We start from the raw sequence: 19,025 nt of genomic DNA, 5'->3' as shown, positions 1-19,025 counted from the left end.
AAAAATATTATCATTAAATGATATAATATTATCGATTTGATAATTCTCTCTGTTATAGATTTGTTAAATAATTTAAGAGAAAAAATACACCCTGCTTTTTTTATCTCTTAAATTGGCAATAAACAATTGGCATAAACAAATTTAAACTAACCAAACATTTATTATGAAAAAACTAATGACTAGCTTCATTCATTGGAAGGCTAACCACAGAGCCGCTCCTTTGATATTATTTTTGTTACTGACAAGTAATTTTATTACGGCTCAGGTAAAAGTTTCTGGAACAGTATCGGACGACAAAGGATTATCTATTCCTGGAGCGAACATAGTGGTTACAGGTACAAAAAAGACAGTTTCAACAGATTTTGATGGAAAATATTCTATCGATGCACCTGCAAATTCTATTATTTCTGTTTCATTTATTGGCTATGTTACACAAACAATTAATGTGAAAAATGGAGGGATAATCAATGTTGTCCTAAAACTTAGTGCAGAGGATTTACGTGAAGTTCTGGTAAACGTAGGATATCGTAGCGTTAAGAAAAAGGATTTAACGGGGGCTATTTCTACAGTAACTTCAAAAGATATTGCAGATTCTCCACAAGTATCAGTAGATCAATTATTACAAGGGCGTGCTGCAGGGGTGGCAGTAACGAATAATTCTGGACAGCCAGGAAGTAGTGTGTCAGTGAAAATACGTGGAACTACTTCGATATCTGGAACTAACGAACCGTTGTATGTAATAGATGGTATTCCGATTTCTGGAGATGCTGCAAATACTGCAACCGGAGGTTCGATTGTTACAGGCTATCTGGGTGCAAACACAGGAAACGTAACTTCTAGCCCTATTGCTTTTTTGAATCCCAATGATATCGAAACTATGGATATTTTAAAAGATGCTTCTGCAACTGCTATTTATGGTTCTAGAGCGTCGAATGGGGTTGTAATTATTACTACTAAAAGAGGTAAAAAGGGAACTGGGAAAATCACATATGATTCCTATTTCTCTGTTCAAAATGTAACTCGCTTATTAGATACTATGACTTTAAGTCAATACGCAGCGCAGCAAAATGCTTTGGCCGCTGTTTACGGTGTAACGCCGAGAGACGAGTTTGCTGTGCCATCTGTTTTAGGTAAAGGAACAAATTGGCAGGATGAGATTTATAAAACGGCAATAATGAATAATCATCAGATCTCGTTTTCAGGTGCAAAAGATGGTACTAATTATTATATTTCAGGTGGTTATACCAATCAGGAAGGTATTGTTATTGGTTCAGCTTTCAAAAGATATAGTTTTAAAACGAATATTGACAGCAAACTTAAAGATTGGCTGACAGTTGGGGTTTCTCTTGGAACTGGAATTACCAATGAAGACATCACTATTAATGGTGCAAGTAATGGAATTATTAGTACTTCTATCTTGTCTACTCCTGATGTTGCGGTAAAAGATACTAATGGTAACTATGCAGGACCACCGGCAGATGGATCAATTGGTGTTTGGATCAATCCAGTGGCTTCTGCTTTGATGAATACTAATAAACTGATTAAGAAAAATTTTATAGGAAATTTTTATGCGAGCTTCAGATTGGCAAAAGGACTTGAATATAAATTTGAATTTGGAGGATCTACAAATGTGGATAATTTTGAAGGTTTTCAACCTACTTATAAATGGGGTGCCGCAGTCAGAGAGACTAACCAGCTAACAGAGAGAGCGAACAATTGGTATGGTCTTAATGTTAAAAACGTTTTAACCTATAAAGTTGATGCAGGTAATCATCATTTTAATTTCTTAGCAGCTCAAGAGGCTAATGATAGTCATTGGTTCGGAAATTCACAAACAGTTTCTGGTTTGGTAAGTAATGATGTTCATTCTATTAGTTTAGGTGATCCAGATACACTTGTGGCTTCAGAATACAAAGGAAGCTCTGCTTTTTACTCTTACTTCGGAACTTTTAATTATGATTATGATAATAGATATACTCTCCTTGCATCAATGAGGGCAGACGGAAGTTCTAATTTTGGACCAGGTCAAAAATGGGGTTACTTTCCTTCGATTTCAGGTTCTTGGAAACTTTCAAACGAAAGTTTTATGGAAGGAACTAGAGAATATATTGACAATATCAAAATTAGAGTTGGTTATGGTGAGACAGGAAACCAAAATATTGGCGGTGGGGGTTACATGAGTACCGTTCGTGCAATAAAATCGGCTATGGGTAATTTCTTTACAGTCAATAACATTGCCAATCCTGACTTAACTTGGGAGACTTCTCAACAAACCAATATAGGTTTGGATTTTACACTTTTTAAATCAAAGCTGCAAGCAACGTTTGAAGTATATAGAAAACAGTCTGCTGGATTTTTATTTGTTTTACCGTTACCTTATTATGTTACAGGAACAGATGCTTATCAAGGAGGTTTAGGAGCACCTAGTGTAAATTTAGGTAGCTTAAGAAACCAAGGTTTTGAAATGACTCTAGATTATAATAATAAGTTTGGGAAGAATTTTTCTTGGACTTCAAAAGCGACTTTCTCAACTAATAGAGGTAAATTGTTAAGCCTGCAGGATAATTTTGATTTGACTAAAGATGTAATGCTTAATGATTATACTACAAAAGCAGTAACTAAAACAATAGTTGGTCAGGCAGTTGGTCAGTTTTACGGATATCAGTCTGTTGGTATAATCAGAACGAATGAACAATTGGCAAATGCACCTATTCCTTTTACAGGAAATAAAGCGGTAAAAAGTCAGTTAGGAGACGTTGAGTATGTAGATCAAAACAAAGATGGTCTTATTGATGAAAAGGATTTGACTTATATTGGTAATCCACAGCCAAAATTCACTTATGGTTTCAACAATACATTTACCTATAAAAATATTGATTTAGGGGTTCTGTTACAAGGAGTCTATGGTAATAAAGTAATGAACTTAACAAGACGTGCAGGTACTAAAAACCAACGTTTGTATGAAAATCAATTGGCAGAAGCTGCAGATTTTTGGACGCCAGAAAATACGGATGCCAAATACCCAAGACCTGATGGTGGTGACGGACATCCAAATATAGCTATCTCTGATCGTTATGTAGAGGACGGTTCCTATCTAAGAATCCAGCAAGTAACTTTAGGTTATAATCTGCCTTCTGACGTGATTTCAAAAGCGAGCATTAGTAAATTAAGATTTTATTTTGGTATTCAAAATCTTTACACATTTACCAAATACACTGGTTATGATCCAGAGGTAGGATCGTACAATCAAGATCCATTATTATCAGGAATTGATTCTGGTCGTTATCCTACCAATCGTAGTTTCACTTTTGGAATGAATTTAGAATTTTAATTACTACTCTTATGAAAAAATATATCAATATAAAGACCTTGGTTTTATTCTTAACACTAGGTTTGGCAACTACTTCTTGTAGCGAAGATTTTTTGGATCGCCCATCTGAAGATAGTTACAGCAGTGACCAGTTTTATAATACTGATGAGCAGGTTGCAAGAACTACTTATGGAATGTATGGTGCAATGTGGGCTCCTTATTATACTAAGAACTTTTACGCATTGTCTGAGCTTTCATCTGGAAACTGTTTAGCCTATGCTGATGGACCAGAGCTGATTCAGTTTAAATTGACTTCTGATAGTCCAATTTTGCTGGATCCTTGGAGAGCTTGTTTTGCAATTGTAGCACAGTCCAATAACTTAATTAATAATATTGAAAAAAATGCTACGGCTAATGTGAGCAGAGCAGTGATTAAAAATACTATTGCTGAGGCACATTTCTTTAGAGCGATTGCCTATTTTTATTTGGTTCGTTTGTATGGACCAGTGCCAATTATAGAAGATAATTTAGCTTTGGCTAAGGATCCTCTAGTTAATACCAACAGAATTGAAGATGTGTATACCTTCATTGAAAATGATTTGAAATTTGCAGCAGCAAATCTTAAAGCAAGAATGAGATCTAGAACTCCTGGTGGAGAGAACATTTTTGTGACTCAAGGTTCTGCCGAAGCATTTTTAGCCAAAGTATATTTATATGAAAAAAAATATGCAGATTCTAAAGTAATGGCTGAAAAGGTAATTAACTCTGGTGAGTTTGGATTACTGCCAAATTTCGCAGATTTGTTTTTGACAAGTAAAAATAACAACGAAGAATCTATTTATTCTTGGCAATGGTCTGGAGCTATAAATACTTATGGAGGAGGGAATTTCTCTAATATTCAATATGGTTTAGATATTTTGAATGATAATGCTTCGTATGGTGCTACTTATGTTCCAAGTAATGATGTTCAGGATGCTTTTGAAATTGGAGATTTAAGAAGAAAAGAGTCTTTTATGATTTATGGGGATTCTTATCCTAACATGAAAGGAGACGGTGTTGTAGGTTTTGTTATGGACAAAACAAAATATCCGGATGTATTAGCTAATACAGGAGCAGCTGTTAAGAAATATGTTGTAGGCCAAGTTACTAGTGAGACAGGACCAGCTGATTCTTGGGGAGGAATGAATAACTGTAATTATATTATGCGTTATGCCGATCTTTTATTAATTCATGCAGAGGCAATTATGGCAGGAGCAGATGAAACTACTAATGCAGCAGCAAAAGAATCATTTAATAAAGTAAGGTTTAGAGCGGGTCTAGGAACTTTAGGGGCAAATGTGCCTTTAACAAAAGTGGCTTTATTTCATGAGCGTAGAGTCGAATTTGCTTTTGAAGGAGAATTTTGGTTCGATTTAGGAAGATTGCCACGTCAGGAAGCAATCAATATAATTTCTCAGCAAGATAGAGGTTTTGATTCGCAAGGAGTAATGCATTACACGCCTACGCCAACCGATTTTATTTATCCAAAACCAGATATTGAAGTTAGAAAAAATCCAAAGTTGAAAGAGGCGCCAGTTCCTTACGCTTTCAAATAATTTTTTAAAAGTAAATCACTATGAAAAATATAAAAAATAGAATGTTATTGAAGTTGTATTTTTTGGCTTCGATTTCAATTTTGCTGTTGGCTTCTTGTTCAAATGATGATGGAGCAGGTTCGTCTGGAAAACTTGAAGTGACTGGAATTAGCAGATCTGTTGTTGACGATCCTTTGGTTGAAGGAGATCGAGAAGTTGATGTTCCGACGGATATCATTAATGCAGGAAATTACTACATCATTAGAGGATCTGGTTTTGCTACATTAAAATCGATTTCATTTAATGGATTAGAGTCTTATTTTAATCCAACTTTCGTAACAGATAATGCTATTGTGGTATTGGTCGATGCAAAAACACCGTACTACAATGAAATGGATGAGATGAAGATAGTTACAGGTAAAGGAACTTTGAGTTATAAAATAGCTATCAGACCTCCAAATCCTAATATTACAGGATTTCCTGTCAATCCAAACCCAGGAGATATCATCACCATTACTGGTGAATATTTCTTGCGTCCTGTAGTTAATTTTGGAGATATTCGAGTAGAGCCGATTTCTTCAACATTAACAGAAATTGTGGTTAAAGTTCCTGAAGGAAGTTATTTGAAAAATTTATCGATAACAAATGTCTCTGGAACAACGGTAGCTCCACAAGTAATAGGTTCCGAAATTTATGACGATGCTTTTACTAATATTTGGGGCTGGCAATCTCTTTGGGATGGTACTAATGAGTTTGATGCGGCTTATGCTAAAGATGTTTATCAGGGAACTAAGTGTATCCAATGGAAGGCAGGAGAATGGGATGGATATGTAATTGGTATTAATAATTGGTCTTATCATGATACAGATAAATTCAAAGCGGTAAGATTTTGGGTTAAAGGTGAAAAAGCAGGAAAAGTGAAGTTTTTTGCTAATGGAGATACTGAGAAAAACATTGTGATAGTTGATGTCAGAACTTCATGGACTTATGTTGAGGTGCCATATAGTTCACTTGGTAATCCAACTGAATTATCTCAAATTGGATATCAAGAATTTGGCGGTTTTGGCGGAAATGTGATCTATCTAGACGATGTCGGATTGGTGTTGAAATAATTGTTAGGATTCAAAAAAATAGATTTGAACAATAAAATTTAGTCTATTAATCAGGATTCATAATTAAAAAACTAAAAGAGAATTTATGAAAAATATATATAATAAAGTAAAACACATTGCTCTAAGTGTCTTTTTGGTTGTTGCAGCTTCTTCCTGCGATAACGAAATTGAAGATATTGGAGGAACACAGCAAAATTACAATACGGCATATGGCTTAATTCAGGCAAATAGTAATTTAACGACGTTTACAAAAGCAATAAAATTAGCTGGTTTAGAATCGACGTTAGATACGGCTGATAATTATACTTATTTTGTTCCAAACGATGCTACTTTCGATGCTTATTTGGTAGCCAATGGTTATGTAAATAATTTAGGATATCCAGATATAAATTTAGTTCCTGTAGAAGATTTAAAACAACTTGTTTTAAGTCATGTTATTAAAGGTGTCAAAAAAAGAGTGGGTAAACTTACAGGTGTCGAGGCTGATTATTTGGAAACAGGGGATTATGCTACAATGGCAAATGCGTTGAATTCTGATCTATATCTGCTAAGCATTAATGTAACCAATGGCGTTTTAAAGGTTAACGGATCTGATAAAGAAGCGCCAGGGCTAGATTATTACGGGACAAATGGTTTTGTAAATGTTTTAAGTAATGTGATTGAATTAACACCTCCAGCTCCAGTAATTAGTACTCTATCGCAAGTTTTAGCTTCTCCGGGAGATGTTATTACAATTACAGGACAAAATTTTGTAAAAGTTAAAAGTGTGAAATTCGGTTCTACTGCGGCTACATTTACTGCGGTTTCTAAAACAGAAATAAAAGCAACGGTTCCAGCCGATTTTAATTCTTACGCACTTATTGTTGTAGAAACTGATTTTGGCGTTTCTGCTCCAAGCGGTATTGGGCTAAAATATTTATTATACGAAGACTCATTGAAAGGATGGGGCTGGGGCTGGGGAGGTGATATCACCTGGGAAAGCACAGAAAAAGTCAGTAGAGGTACAAATGCAATTAAAAAAGTTGCTGAAGCTTGGAGTGGTCTTTTTATGCATTCAGATTTAGCGCTAAATACTTCGGATTATCAATTTGTTAAAATGTCTATATTCCCAACAGAAAGCACTAAAATTATGGTGACCATAAATAGTGATACAGGTGATTCTGCTAAAGGTACAACGGTTACTTTAGTGCCTGGGCAATGGAATAATATTTCAATTCCTATTTCTGCTTTGCATCCAGAGCTTTTAACTGATGGTAATTTTGACAGTGTATTTATTCAAGAATTTTCTGGAGGTACTATTACTCCAGGTAGTATCCTTTATATAGATGATTTAGGATTTTTATAAAATAGTTTGTTTTAGTTAGTTTAAAAATGTTCTCTGATTGAAAAATTAGGGAACATTTTTTTAAATATTTTAAATTAGAAAAAATGAAAAAAATTGCTTTACTACTTGCTTTTAGTATAACCAGTTTTGGTTTTGGTCAAGGTAATACCCACAAACAATTGGGCGGAAAATTTGAAGGTCTTGCCATGACGCCGCCAATGGGCTGGAATTCGTGGAATACTTTTGCAACCAATATTGATGAAAAGTTAGTAAAGGAAACAGCAGATATTATGGTTTCATCTGGTTTAGCGGCTGCTGGATATAATTATATTGTATTAGATGATGGCTGGATGACGCATGAACGAGATGAAAATGGAGATTTAGTGCCAGATCCAGTAAAATTTCCAAACGGAATGAAAGCGCTGATTGATTATGTGCATAATAAGGGGTTAAAATTTGGCTTGTATAATTGTGCAGGAACAAAAACTTGTGCAGGTTATCCTGGTACAAGAGGTTACGAATATCAAGATGCTAGATTTTATGCGAAACTAGGAATTGATTTTCTAAAATACGATTGGTGCAACACAGAAGGAATTACGGCTAAAGAAGCATATGCAACCATGAGTAATGCGCTGAAAACGGCGGGCAGACCAATTGTTTTCAGTCTTTGCGAATGGGGTGACAATAAGCCATGGGAATGGGGAAAACCAATTGGGAATCTTTGGAGAATTTCGGGAGATATTTATCCTTGTTTTGACTGCGAATTCAAGCACCCAGAAAATTGGTCTTCTTGGGGATTTATGAAAATCGTCGATATGCGAAAAGATATTCGTAAATATTCTGGTCCAGATCATTGGAATGATTTTGATATGATGGAGGTTGGAAACGAAATGAATGATACAGAAGATAAAACACATTTTGCAATGTGGTGCATGCTGTCTTCACCTTTATTTACAGGAAATGATTATAGAAAAATGTCAAAAGAAACTTTAGCAATTTTAACCAATAAAGAACTTCTGGCAGTAAATCAAGATAAATTAGGGATTCAAGGATTTAAATACGCTGTATTAGATGGAGTAGAAGTATGGGTGAAACCACTTTCAGATGGAGCTTGGGCAGTGAGTTTTGTTAATAGAACTGAAACAGCAAAGAAATTCAGTTTTGATTGGAATAAAAACAATTTCAAGGATGTTGATTTTGGATATGAAGCAAATTTTGCAAAAACAACATTCAAAATAAAAGATCTTTGGAAAAATAAAGAAGCAGGAAATACGAAAAAAATATTTAGTACTGCAATAGCTTCACATGATGTGGTTACTTTAAAATTAATTCCTTAAAAAATGTATTATGAAATCTAAGCTTTATTATGTCATTGTTTTTATTTTGATTTTTGTACACGCTTCAAAAGCTCAGTTTGTAAAAAAACATGGTCAGCTAAGCGTTCAGGGAACACAGTTGGTAGATAAGAATAACAATCCAATTGTTCTTAGAGGTTTGAGTTTTGGCTGGCATAGTTTATGGCCTAGATTTTATAATGAAAAGGCGGTAAACTGGCTTAAGAAAGATTTTAATTGTAATATAGTTCGTGCTGCAATGGGAGTAGAGCTCGGTGATCTCTCCTATATAAATAATCCGCAGTTTTCTAAAGAAAAAGTAGAAGCGGTGGTAAAAGGTGCTATAAAATCAGATATCTATGTAATTATAGATTGGCATAGTCATAATATAAACTTAAAAGAAGCTAAAGAGTTTTTTGCAGAAATGTCAAAAAAGTATGCTAAGTATCCTAATATTATATATGAAGTTTTTAATGAGCCCGATTATGAGACTTGGTGGGAAGTAAAAAATTATGCTGAAGAAGTAATTAGAGTGATTCGAGAGAACGATCCTAATAATATTATTTTGGTTGGATGTCCTCATTGGGATCAGGATATCGATCTTCCTGCTGAAGATCCCATAACAGGTTATGCTAATATAATGTATACAATGCATTTTTATGCGGCCACACACGGAAAAGACTTAAGAGACAGAACGGACGCAGCAATAAAAAGCGGTCTGCCGGTTTTCGTATCAGAATCAGCTGGAATGGAAGCTTCTGGTGATGGACCATTAAATTACCAAGCTTGGCAGGATTATATTGATTGGATGGAAGCTAAAAAGATAAGTTGGATTACTTGGTCAGTATCGGATAAAGATGAAACATGTTCAATTTTAAACAAAACTGCCGAATCTGATGGAAAATGGAAAGACGAGGATTTAAAAGAGTCTGGAATAAAGGTCCGTGAGTATTTAAGAAAATATAATAAGTCGGAATAAAAAATGATAAACAAGATAGATGGCCCGCTCAAATAAGAGCGGGCTTTTTTATTATAAGTCAGTTTTTGATGCTTAAAATTGCCATTGAACGCAATGTGCTTTTGAGATTAATTTTTGTAAGAATTATTTTCTTTGATTTTTACGGTTGAGTTCATGTCTATATGTTGTTTCTGTTTGTCTTTATTTTTGTATTTTTTATAATTACCCCTAAAATTTATGGGGTATGGTATTTTTTTTATGCTTTTTAGTGATGTTTTTTGTTTTTAAAAAGGGTTGTTTTTTGTTTTGCATTGTATTTTTAGGTCTATTTGTGTAAAAACCTGTTATTGAATTTTCAAAAACAATTGAAGAATAATATCAAATAACGATTATTGTTAATTTAATTTTTGTAATCCGTAATTCTTCACTAAAAACGTCAAAAAAGCGGTTTTGAATTATTCTGATGATACAAAAGTTAATAAATTCGCTAATGAAAATGATGATGATTTGAAGGCGCATGAAAGGTTTTAGAAATGACTTATACTATTACATAGATATATAAACGATTAACTAACCAGAATCAATTTAATAACTAAAAACCAATTTAAAACATGAAAAAAGCATTTCACATTTTAGCCGCGATGTTAACAAGTTCTTTTGCCTTTGCCCAAGAAGAGGAAGCAGCCGCTCCAGCAACCACATGGGGAGGTTCTGCAGATGCGTACTATAAATATGATTTTTCAAAACAAATGAATGGATTAACGAGCTTCACCAACTCACAGAATTCATTCGAATTAGGAATGGCGTCGATAGAAGCAGGTCATACGTTCGGAAAAGCTTCTGTTTTTGTAGACTTAGGTTTCGGAAAAAGAGCAGCAGAGTTTTCGTATAATGAGACACCGGATAAAGATGCAAGTGCAAAATTTTTAATTAAACAGTTGTATTTTACCTACAATGTAACGGATGAATTTAAGTTCGTTGCGGGTAGTTTCGGAACTCATATAGGATATGAAGTTTTAGATGCTGTAGATAACAAAAACTACAGTATGTCGTATGCTTTCTCATACGGACCGTTCTTTAATACTGGTGTGAAAGCCCAATATACGTCAGGGAAATTCACAGCTATGTTAGGATTGACAAATCCAACCGATTTTAAATCGGCTATGGATGCGGGATCTTACCAAAAAACGTTCATTGGACAAGTGGGGTATATTGGTGATACCGGAAGTGCTTATTTGAACTTTACAACAGGAAGTACAAATGCAATACCAGGAAGTATCATTCCAGTGTCAGACGAGAATAAAACTCAGTTTGATTTAACTGCTTCGAAAACAATTAGTGATAGTTTCTCTCTTGGCTTAAATGCGACTTATGCAAAAACAACAAATGATTTTGACAGCGCTTTAGACGGAGAATGGTTTTCAATAGTTGGATATGCTAATTATTCTTTCAGTCCATCATTATTGCTGGCTTACAGAATGGAGTATTTTGATGCTAAAGATGCAGCGCCAAGTATGGGAACATTAACAGGATCTAGTGTATTTGCAAACACAGTTTCTTTAAATTACAAAGTTGGAAAACTTACAATTATTCCTGAGCTAAGATACGATGCAGCCTCTGAAGATATATTCTTAGATAAAGATGCATTGCCAACAGGAGGAAGCTTCTATGCTTTAATTGCAACAACATACTCTTTCTAGAGATAAAGATTGATATTTTTTTTTTTTTTTTGGAGCTGTCGAAACATATTAATGTTTTGGCAGCTTTTTTTTTTTTAAGAGTTAGAAGTTAAGAGTTGGAAGTTGAGAGTTGAGAGTTGGAAGTTGAGAGTTGGAAGTTGAGAGTTGGAAGTTGAGAGTTGGAAGTTGAGAGTTGGAAGTTAAGAGTTAAGAGTTAAGAGTTAAGAGTTAAGAGTTAAAAGTTAAAAGTTAAGGGTTGGAAGTTAAGGGTTGGAAGTGAAAGTCGCAACTGTGCTTTGTTTAATCAATTATAACTGTGAAAATGCTGTTGTTTTTGTATTTGTAGCTGTAGAGATGCGCCGCAGTGCATCTTTTTGCGTACCATATTTTTATTGTTTTTCTCAAGTATGATTGATTTTATAAATAAAAAAAACGCATTTCTTTATTAGAAATGCGTTATATATTTTAAAGCCAGTTTATGTTATTTATTGAACTTGTTTCTTGTAGATAGAATAAATAGTATCAATTGTTTTTCTGTCTAAAACGGATGTTGTATCCGTTTGGATATAATGCAATTTAAAAGCTTGAATTGCTGCAGTTAAATTTTTGGTGTTGTATCCAATGATTCTAAGGGCGGGTTCTATTTTAAAATCAAAAGGAGCTGGTTCTAAAACTTCGTCCTGCCAGATTCCAAAACCTTTTTCAGCTAGTGTTTTCCAAGGAAATAAAGCACTTGGGTCTTGTTTTCTTCCTGGAGCAATATCGGCATGGCCTATGAAGTTTTGAGTTGGAATATTGTAATCCTTTTTCAATTTTGTCAATAAAGCGACTAAACTACTTATTTGTGCTTCGGTAAAAGGTTTAAAACCATTATTGTCAAGTTCAATTCCAATAGAACAGGAGTTTAAATCGGTTACTTTTCCCCAAGTTGAATTTCCCGCATGCCAAGCTCTAAGATAATCATTAAGCATTTGAACTACTTTTCCATTTTCAGAAATGACATAATGAGCACTTACCTGTGTTTTGGTTTTGGTAAAAGTATTTATAGTCTGTTGTAATGAATCTTGAGCAGTATGATGGATGATAACGAAACTCGGTTTTCTTAAATTGAAATTTACGGTTCCAATCCATTCCGTATTGATCCCATTTTGCAAATAAGTTGAATTTGTCTTTGACAAAGTATCTTTTACAATTTTCAACTGCTGTGCATAAGTAGTGTCAATAACAACCGTGGTTGCTGGAATTGGCTGTACTTCCTTGCTCGTGATCTGGTTTTCTAAAGTTTTTAGCTGCTGGTCGTACGCTTTTTCGGTAGTCTTGTACGGATTAGTAGAACAAGCGCTGATAATTACGGCTAAAATCAGATAACAAAAATGCTTTTTTGTCATAATTCGTTGTTTATAAGCTTAAACGATTATTCTTCAATTTTCGTATCTGCGTTTTCTTTTACTTCTTTAGAGTCTTTAGAATCCTTATTTTTTTTCTTTTTAGGTTTGCCTGTCTTGCCTTCTTTCAATTTTTCCATGAAAGTCTTATAAGGTTCAACTTGATCTGGATTTAAAAAAGAGATGATTTTTTTATCAGTAGTTTCTCTTAGAGCTTTCATTTGCTCAATTTTTAAATCTTGATTGCTACTCTCATTTTTTAATAAAATGCCTTGCTCTCTTAAACTGTCTGCTAAAACATTTGTAATGGCAATTGCTTGTAAATCATCAAGTTTAAGTTCTGGTTTCATCTGTTCAGTAATTTTACTGGCAGTTTCTTCCACAGGAATTTCTTTAGGTTTGCTTTGTGAGCCTTGCCCTTGTCCCGCCATCATACTTCTATCCATTCCCATTCCGCCGCCTCTTCCATAACCGTTACCATAGCCATTATTATAATAGCCATTTCCATATTGAGCAGAAACAGAGTTGAAACAAAATAAAGTAAAAACGAAAATAATTAAGTTTTGTGTAAGTTTCATAAAAGTATTTTTGTCTAGTATTAACAATTGTTCAGCGTAAATTTAAGCAGGTTCTCCGTATAAATCAAATTCTGTAGCTTCAATTATTTTTATATTAACAAATTCACCTGTTTTTACATAATGTTTAGAAGCGTCTATTAAAACTTCATTGTCAACATCAGGGCTATCAAACTCAGTTCGGCCAACAAAATGTGCTCCTTCTTTTCTATCAATGATGCATTTGAAAACTTTACCAACTTTCTCTTGGTTCAAATCCCATGAAATTTGTGATTGTAATTCCATTATTTCATTTGCTCTTGCTTGTTTTACATCGTCTGGGACATCATCTTCTAGTAAGTAAGCATGAGTATTTTCTTCATGAGAATAAGCAAAACATCCCATTCTGTCAAATTTCATTTCTTGAACAAAATCTTTCAAAATTTCAAAATCTTCCTGAGTTTCGCCAGGATAACCAACAATAAGAGTCGTTCTAATTGCCATTCCAGGAACTGCAGCGCGGAAATCTTTCAATAATTGAGTTGTTTTAGCTTGAGTGGTACCGCGACGCATTGATTTCAAGATTGAATCTGAAATGTGCTGTAACGGAATGTCTATATAGTTACAGATTTTTGGTTCACGTTTCATGACATCCAAAACATCCATTGGAAAACCTGTTGGGAATGCATAATGCAGACGAATCCATTCAATGCCTTCAACTTTAACCAAAGCTTCTAGTAATTCGGCAAGATTTCTTTTTTTATAAAGGTCAAGACCATAATACGTTAAGTCTTGAGCAATTAAAATTAATTCTTTAACACCATTTTTGGCAAGTCCTTCAGCTTCTTTAACTAATTTTTCAATTGGCTGAGAAACGTGAGAACCTCTCATTAGTGGAATTGCGCAGAAACTACAAGGTCTGTCGCATCCTTCTGCGATTTTTAAATAGGCGTAGTTTTTTGGAGTTGTAGTTAAACGTTCTCCAAGTAGCTCATGTTTATAATCTGCTCCTAAAGCTTTTAATAATTGAGGCAATTCTGTAGTTCCAAAATATTGATCTACATTCGGAATTTCTTTTTCTAAGTCTGGTCTGTAACGTTCAGATAAACATCCTGTTACGAATACTTTGTCAACAAGTCCTCTGTCTTTTTTATCGGCGTATTCCAAAATCATGTTTACTGATTCTGCTTTTGCATTGTCAATAAAACCACAAGTGTTAATTACAATAATGTTTCCTTCTTTTTCTGCTGGAGCTTCATGTTCAACTTCTTTTCCATTAGCGCGCAACTGTCCCATAAGGACTTCACTGTCATAAACATTTTTTGAACACCCAAGAGTGATTACGTTAATTTTGTTCTTTTTTAAAGACTTGGTTCTCATACTTTTATAAATTGGAGTGCAAAATTACACTTTTTTATTCAAACACCACTTGTTTCGGTTTTATTTAGGTGTTTTTTTGTGAAGGTTTTTGGATGAAAGGCAGTTGTTTTACGGATAAAAAAAATCCGCCAAATTGATTTGACGGAAATCTTCATTCATCTATTTATTCTTAATTACAATTCAAATAATAAAGTAAGGGTTACATTGTTGAGTTTAGAATTGATGTTGGCCCCATCGATAAAACCTTTTGAGAAAAAACCTTGATTTGATTTTCTTTCTAAATAAGAATAGGCTAAATCTAACTTTGTTGATCCAAAGCTGTAGCCTAAACCACCAGAATAGCTGTTCAAATCTCCAACTGTAGTTCCGTTTTTATAAGGACTTCCTTCAAAACGATAACCGCCTCTTAAGCTTAGTTGTTTGATTTTGTATTCTGCTCCAATTCTTAATTCTCCTGCAGTGGTCAGACTGCTGCTGATGTCTCTATTGGTTCTTGAAAATCCTTCGTCGTTTATTGGTTTGAATTTTGAATTTCCATAATCTTTTATCGCATAATCAATACTTAACAAACCTGATTTTCCAAAAACGTATGCGGCGCTGAATGTCCATTTTCCAGGAGTTTGTAAGGTGTAGGAGTCGTATACATTAACAACATTTGGATTTATTGCATTATCAAAAGTTGCGCCTGAACTGGTTTCAGTTGTTGTATAAAGACTTTGAGAAAGCTCATCATATAACTCGTACCATGTATTAGATTCGTAGGCTATACCAAGTCTAAAGGCTTCTGTTACTTTGCCTATTGCTCCAAGTTGAAATGAAAATCCATTTCCGTAAGTATATAACTCATTGTTGAAACGTAAGTTTGAAATTGTTTCATAAGTTTCTAAAGGGTTGTTGTTGTATTCATAAAAACTTGATGACCTCCTGTAATCTGTGACGTGAACGTTTAAATTTGCTCCAAAATACAATCTTTCTTTGTATGAAGTTGCAATGTTGAAACTTACTTTACTATTGTATCCTCTGGTGTAAACTTCGTTTTCTTGATGATAATTTCCATTTTCTCCAGGCGCGCCTGCTGGTACATTTGTTACATATTGGGTGTTGTTGTCATCTAAGGGGTTTACAGGATTAATTACGTAACCTCTATATCCAAAATAGGCTTGTTGTTCTGTAAAAAATTGATCTCTGTAGTCTAAATTTTTAATAACGCCTAATGGAACTCCGTTGTTTTTTCCTGGTTCGCCATTTGCATATGCTAAGAAATAGCCGTCAATTGATTTGGTTGGGTTTGTTCCGGCAGAAAATATATTATTATTAAAATTATTTGTGTTTTCGTATGTGGCACCAATTGCGATTTTACTCCACTTATTAGAAGGGTTTCGGTCCTTAAAAACAAAAACGCCACCTGCTTGATTTAAGATAAATGAATTCGCTTTGTCTGAAGTTTGAGTTCCGTAATATTCTGAATTGTTTTTGATATTCTGATTGCTAAAAGATACTCCAACTTGATTTGTATTAAAGATTGCGGATCCAGCAGGATTGACGCTTAGGGAAGATAAATCGCCTCCAACAGCTCCGAACGCACCACTCATGGCTCTAAATCGTGCAGTTCCGGTTAAGTTGTCTTGAGAATAACGCAAGGCATCTGAAACTTCTTGAGAATATGACGCGCTGACAGTTATTCCTGTTATTAGTAGGAATAGTATTTTTTTCATTTGGATAATTTTTAGTTTGAATTAGTTTACTGAGGAAGAATTATCTTCTTCCTCCGCCGCCACCGCCAGATCTCATGCCTCCGCCACCGCCACCGCCAGACGATCTCATGCTTCCTCCTCCGCTGTTATTCATAGAACGTGATGGGCTAGGACTGTAGTTTCTAGATGAACTGCTGTTGTTGCTAGGTGTGTAGCTTCTGTTTGTTGTGCCGCTATTGTTGTAAGATCTTCTGTTGGCAGAGTTGCTGTAATCTGTGCTATTGTTGTAGCTTCTTCTATTTGTAAAGGTAGGACTGTCTGTGCCTCTATTATAGGTAGAGTTTGAGCTTCTTCTAAAGTCTGTGTAACCGTTAGATGATCTATTAGTGGTGTAATTTCTGTTGGTTGTGTAGCTGCTTCTGTTAGTGGTATAATTTCTATTTGTTATAAAACCTCTGTTAGAAGAAGTGTAATTTCTGTTGTTGGTGTAGTATCTGTTTCCATAGTAAGCAGCAGAGCCTCTTCTTCCGTAACTATAGTTGTAGTTGTTGTAGCCGTAATATCTGCCACCCCAATATCCTGGATAGCCCCAGCCTGGCCCCCAATAACCTGGATAACCCCAGCTACCCCAGTAGCCTGGATATCCCCAGCCAGCTCCCCAGTAGCCTCCGCCCCAGTAACCGCCGTAACCCCATCCGTAATATGGATATCCCCATCCAAATCCCATAGACCATGTTGGGCTAGTGTAGAAGTTTACTGAAACGTCAGAACTGCTACTTCCCCATGCAGGATAGCCTACAGAGGCAGTTTGAGTGCTGTCGCTTTCTGAGTAATTAGTATAATTGTCAACGTCTGTAAAGATTTCAGTTGGCTGATCGTCGTCTTGCAAAGATCTGAAGTATTCTTTGTATTGATTGCTTGTGCCATTGGATTGTTGCACGTAGCGATTTGATGATGAGTTACCATATACACCGTCATTATCGTAATAAGATGAATTTTGGTAAGAACCACACGACGCTAGTAATAAACTCACTAATCCAATTATGTAAAAATGATTAGAGTTTCGGCGAAGAGAAATGTTAGTTTTCATATCTGTGGTGATTTTTATTGTTGCACATTACAAAAATAGTTAGTTTTGTCAAACTATTTAGTTAAAATTATTGAAAACAAAATTTGTGCCAAACTATATAATATGAGTAAGAACCTCACTACAAGATCAGAAGATTATTCGAAATGGTATAACGAGCTGGTTGTTAAGGCAGATCTAGCTGAAAATTCAGGAGTTAGAGGATGTATGGTGATTAAACCGTACGGATATGCCATTTGGGAAAAAATGCAGGCTGAATTAGATCGTATGTTCAAAGAAACGGGACATCAAAATGCTTATTTTCCTTTATTCGTGCCTAAGAGCATGTTTGAGGCTGAAGAGACAAATGCTGAAGGATTTGCAAAAGAATGTGCTGTAGTAACACATTACAGATTAAAAAATGATGAAGAAAGACCTGGGAAATTAATGGTTGATCCGAATGCTAAATTGGAAGAAGAGCTTATTGTTCGTCCAACAAGTGAGGCAATTATCTGGTCTACATATAAAGGATGGGTGCAGTCTTATAGAGATTTACCTTTGTTGATTAATCAATGGGCAAATGTGGTTCGTTGGGAAATGCGTACACGTTTGTTTTTAAGAACTGCTGAGTTTTTATGGCAGGAAGGGCATACGGCTCATGCGACAAAAGCAGAAGCTATAGAGGAATCTGAAAAAATGATGAATGTTTATGCCGATTTTGCTGAAAACTTCATGGCGATTCCTGTAGTTAAAGGAATTAAAACAGAAACAGAACGTTTTGCTGGTGCTGATGAGACGTATTGTATTGAAGCATTGATGCAAGATGGAAAAGCGTTGCAGGCTGGAACATCTCACTTTTTAGGACAGAACTTTGCTAAGGCATTTGATGTTAAGTTTGCTAATGCAGAAGGAAAGCAGGAGCACGTTTGGGGAACTTCATGGGGAGTTTCGACTCGTTTGATGGGGGCTTTAATTATGACACATTCTGATGATCAAGGTTTGGTGCTGCCTCCAAATTTAGCGCCAATTCAAGTTGTTATTGTTCCAATTCATAAAACAGATGAGCAATTAGCTCAGATTACAACTGCGGTTAATGAGTTAACGGCAAAACTGCGAAAACTGAAAATCTCTGTTAAATATGATGATAGAACAACTCAAAAACCAGGATTTAAATTTGCAGAATGGGAATTGAAAGGTGTTCCTGTTAGAATTGCAGTTGGTCCGAAAGATTTAGAAAACGGAACTTTTGAGGTGGCAAGACGTGATAATTTGACGAAAGAAGTTGTTGCCAGCGAAAATATTGTTGATCATGTAAATAATCTTTTAGAACAGATTCAAAAAGATTTATTTGATAAAGCTTTCGATTATCGTAATACACACATCACGGAAGTGAATAATTTTGAGGAGTTTAAGGAAGTTTTAGAAGGTAAAGGAGGTTTTATTTCTGCACATTGGGATGGAACTGCGGCTACGGAGGAAAAAATAAAAGATTTGACAAAAGCAACCATCCGTTGTATTCCTTTGGATGCTGTTGAAGAGGCGGGAACCTGTGTGTTTACTGGGAATCCTTCTTCTAAAAGAGTGCTTTTCGCGAAGGCGTACTAAAAAATTATAAAAAAAATAGCATCAGCTATTGTGCAGATAAAAAATAGATG

General features: G+C 35.0%; 13 protein-coding genes. 8 read left to right on the top strand and 5 right to left on the bottom strand.

The window, feature by feature from the left end:
• Positions 1 to 163: 163 nt before the first annotated feature.
• From BM289_RS07425 to BM289_RS07395, 7 genes are all read left to right on the top strand, one after another.
• A complete protein-coding gene (locus BM289_RS07425) occupies positions 164 to 3,331 on the top strand; it encodes a SusC/RagA family TonB-linked outer membrane protein (protein ID WP_091492125.1) in 3,168 nt (1,055 codons plus the stop codon).
• An 11-nt stretch (positions 3,332 to 3,342) separates the two neighbouring features.
• Positions 3,343 to 4,905: a RagB/SusD family nutrient uptake outer membrane protein gene (locus BM289_RS07420; RefSeq protein ID WP_091492124.1), complete on the top strand. Its 1,563-nt coding sequence runs from the start codon at positions 3,343 to 3,345 to the stop codon at positions 4,903 to 4,905.
• Positions 4,906 to 4,925: 20 nt separating this feature from the next.
• Positions 4,926 to 5,996 carry an IPT/TIG domain-containing protein gene (locus BM289_RS07415; protein WP_091492122.1) on the top strand — a complete coding sequence of 357 codons (1,071 nt, stop codon included), beginning with the start codon at positions 4,926 to 4,928 and terminating at the stop codon, positions 5,994 to 5,996.
• 85 nt (positions 5,997 to 6,081) lie between these two features.
• Positions 6,082 to 7,341, top strand: coding sequence for a fasciclin domain-containing protein (locus BM289_RS25565; protein ID WP_208610238.1), 1,260 nt, complete (start codon positions 6,082 to 6,084; stop codon positions 7,339 to 7,341).
• Between the two features lie 83 nt (positions 7,342 to 7,424).
• Positions 7,425 to 8,657 (top strand): glycoside hydrolase family 27 protein, encoded by a 1,233-nt coding sequence (locus tag BM289_RS07405; RefSeq protein WP_091492120.1) that lies wholly within the window; start codon positions 7,425 to 7,427, stop codon positions 8,655 to 8,657.
• Positions 8,658 to 8,667: 10 nt separating this feature from the next.
• Entirely contained in the window at positions 8,668 to 9,633 is a 966-nt protein-coding gene (locus BM289_RS07400; protein WP_091492118.1) for a glycoside hydrolase family 5 protein, read from the top strand.
• Between the two features lie 590 nt (positions 9,634 to 10,223).
• On the top strand, positions 10,224 to 11,312 hold the full coding sequence (locus BM289_RS07395) for an outer membrane beta-barrel protein (RefSeq protein ID WP_091492116.1): 1,089 nt from the start codon (positions 10,224 to 10,226) through the stop codon (positions 11,310 to 11,312).
• A 464-nt stretch (positions 11,313 to 11,776) separates the two neighbouring features.
• Here the strand turns inward: BM289_RS07395 and BM289_RS07390 are convergent, their stop codons facing one another.
• The 5 genes from BM289_RS07390 to BM289_RS07370 form a co-directional block, all read right to left on the bottom strand.
• A complete protein-coding gene (locus BM289_RS07390) occupies positions 11,777 to 12,679 on the bottom strand; it encodes an N-acetylmuramoyl-L-alanine amidase (protein WP_091492115.1) in 903 nt (300 codons plus the stop codon).
• Between the two features lie 26 nt (positions 12,680 to 12,705).
• Positions 12,706 to 13,254: a hypothetical protein gene (locus tag BM289_RS07385; protein ID WP_091492114.1), complete on the bottom strand. Its 549-nt coding sequence runs from the start codon at positions 13,252 to 13,254 to the stop codon at positions 12,706 to 12,708.
• 42 nt (positions 13,255 to 13,296) lie between these two features.
• Positions 13,297 to 14,610 (bottom strand): 30S ribosomal protein S12 methylthiotransferase RimO, encoded by a 1,314-nt coding sequence (gene rimO, locus BM289_RS07380; RefSeq protein WP_091492112.1) that lies wholly within the window; start codon positions 14,608 to 14,610, stop codon positions 13,297 to 13,299.
• A gap of 173 nt (positions 14,611 to 14,783) precedes the next feature.
• Positions 14,784 to 16,325, bottom strand: a complete 1,542-nt coding sequence (locus BM289_RS07375) for an OmpP1/FadL family transporter (RefSeq protein ID WP_091492111.1) — start codon at positions 16,323 to 16,325, stop codon at positions 14,784 to 14,786.
• A 40-nt stretch (positions 16,326 to 16,365) separates the two neighbouring features.
• Positions 16,366 to 17,394, bottom strand: a complete 1,029-nt coding sequence (locus BM289_RS07370; protein WP_091492109.1) for a hypothetical protein — start codon at positions 17,392 to 17,394, stop codon at positions 16,366 to 16,368.
• A gap of 102 nt (positions 17,395 to 17,496) precedes the next feature.
• On the opposite strand from BM289_RS07370, the gene proS reads away from it, so the two are divergent.
• Entirely contained in the window at positions 17,497 to 18,975 is a 1,479-nt protein-coding gene (gene proS / locus BM289_RS07365) for a proline--tRNA ligase (protein ID WP_091492108.1), read from the top strand.
• The last annotated feature ends 50 nt before the right edge of the window (positions 18,976 to 19,025 follow it).

It is taken from the genome of Flavobacterium phragmitis (genome assembly GCF_900112575.1).
Lineage (GTDB): Bacteria > Bacteroidota > Bacteroidia > Flavobacteriales > Flavobacteriaceae > Flavobacterium > Flavobacterium phragmitis.
This window is presented reverse-complemented; position numbering and strand designations above follow the sequence as displayed.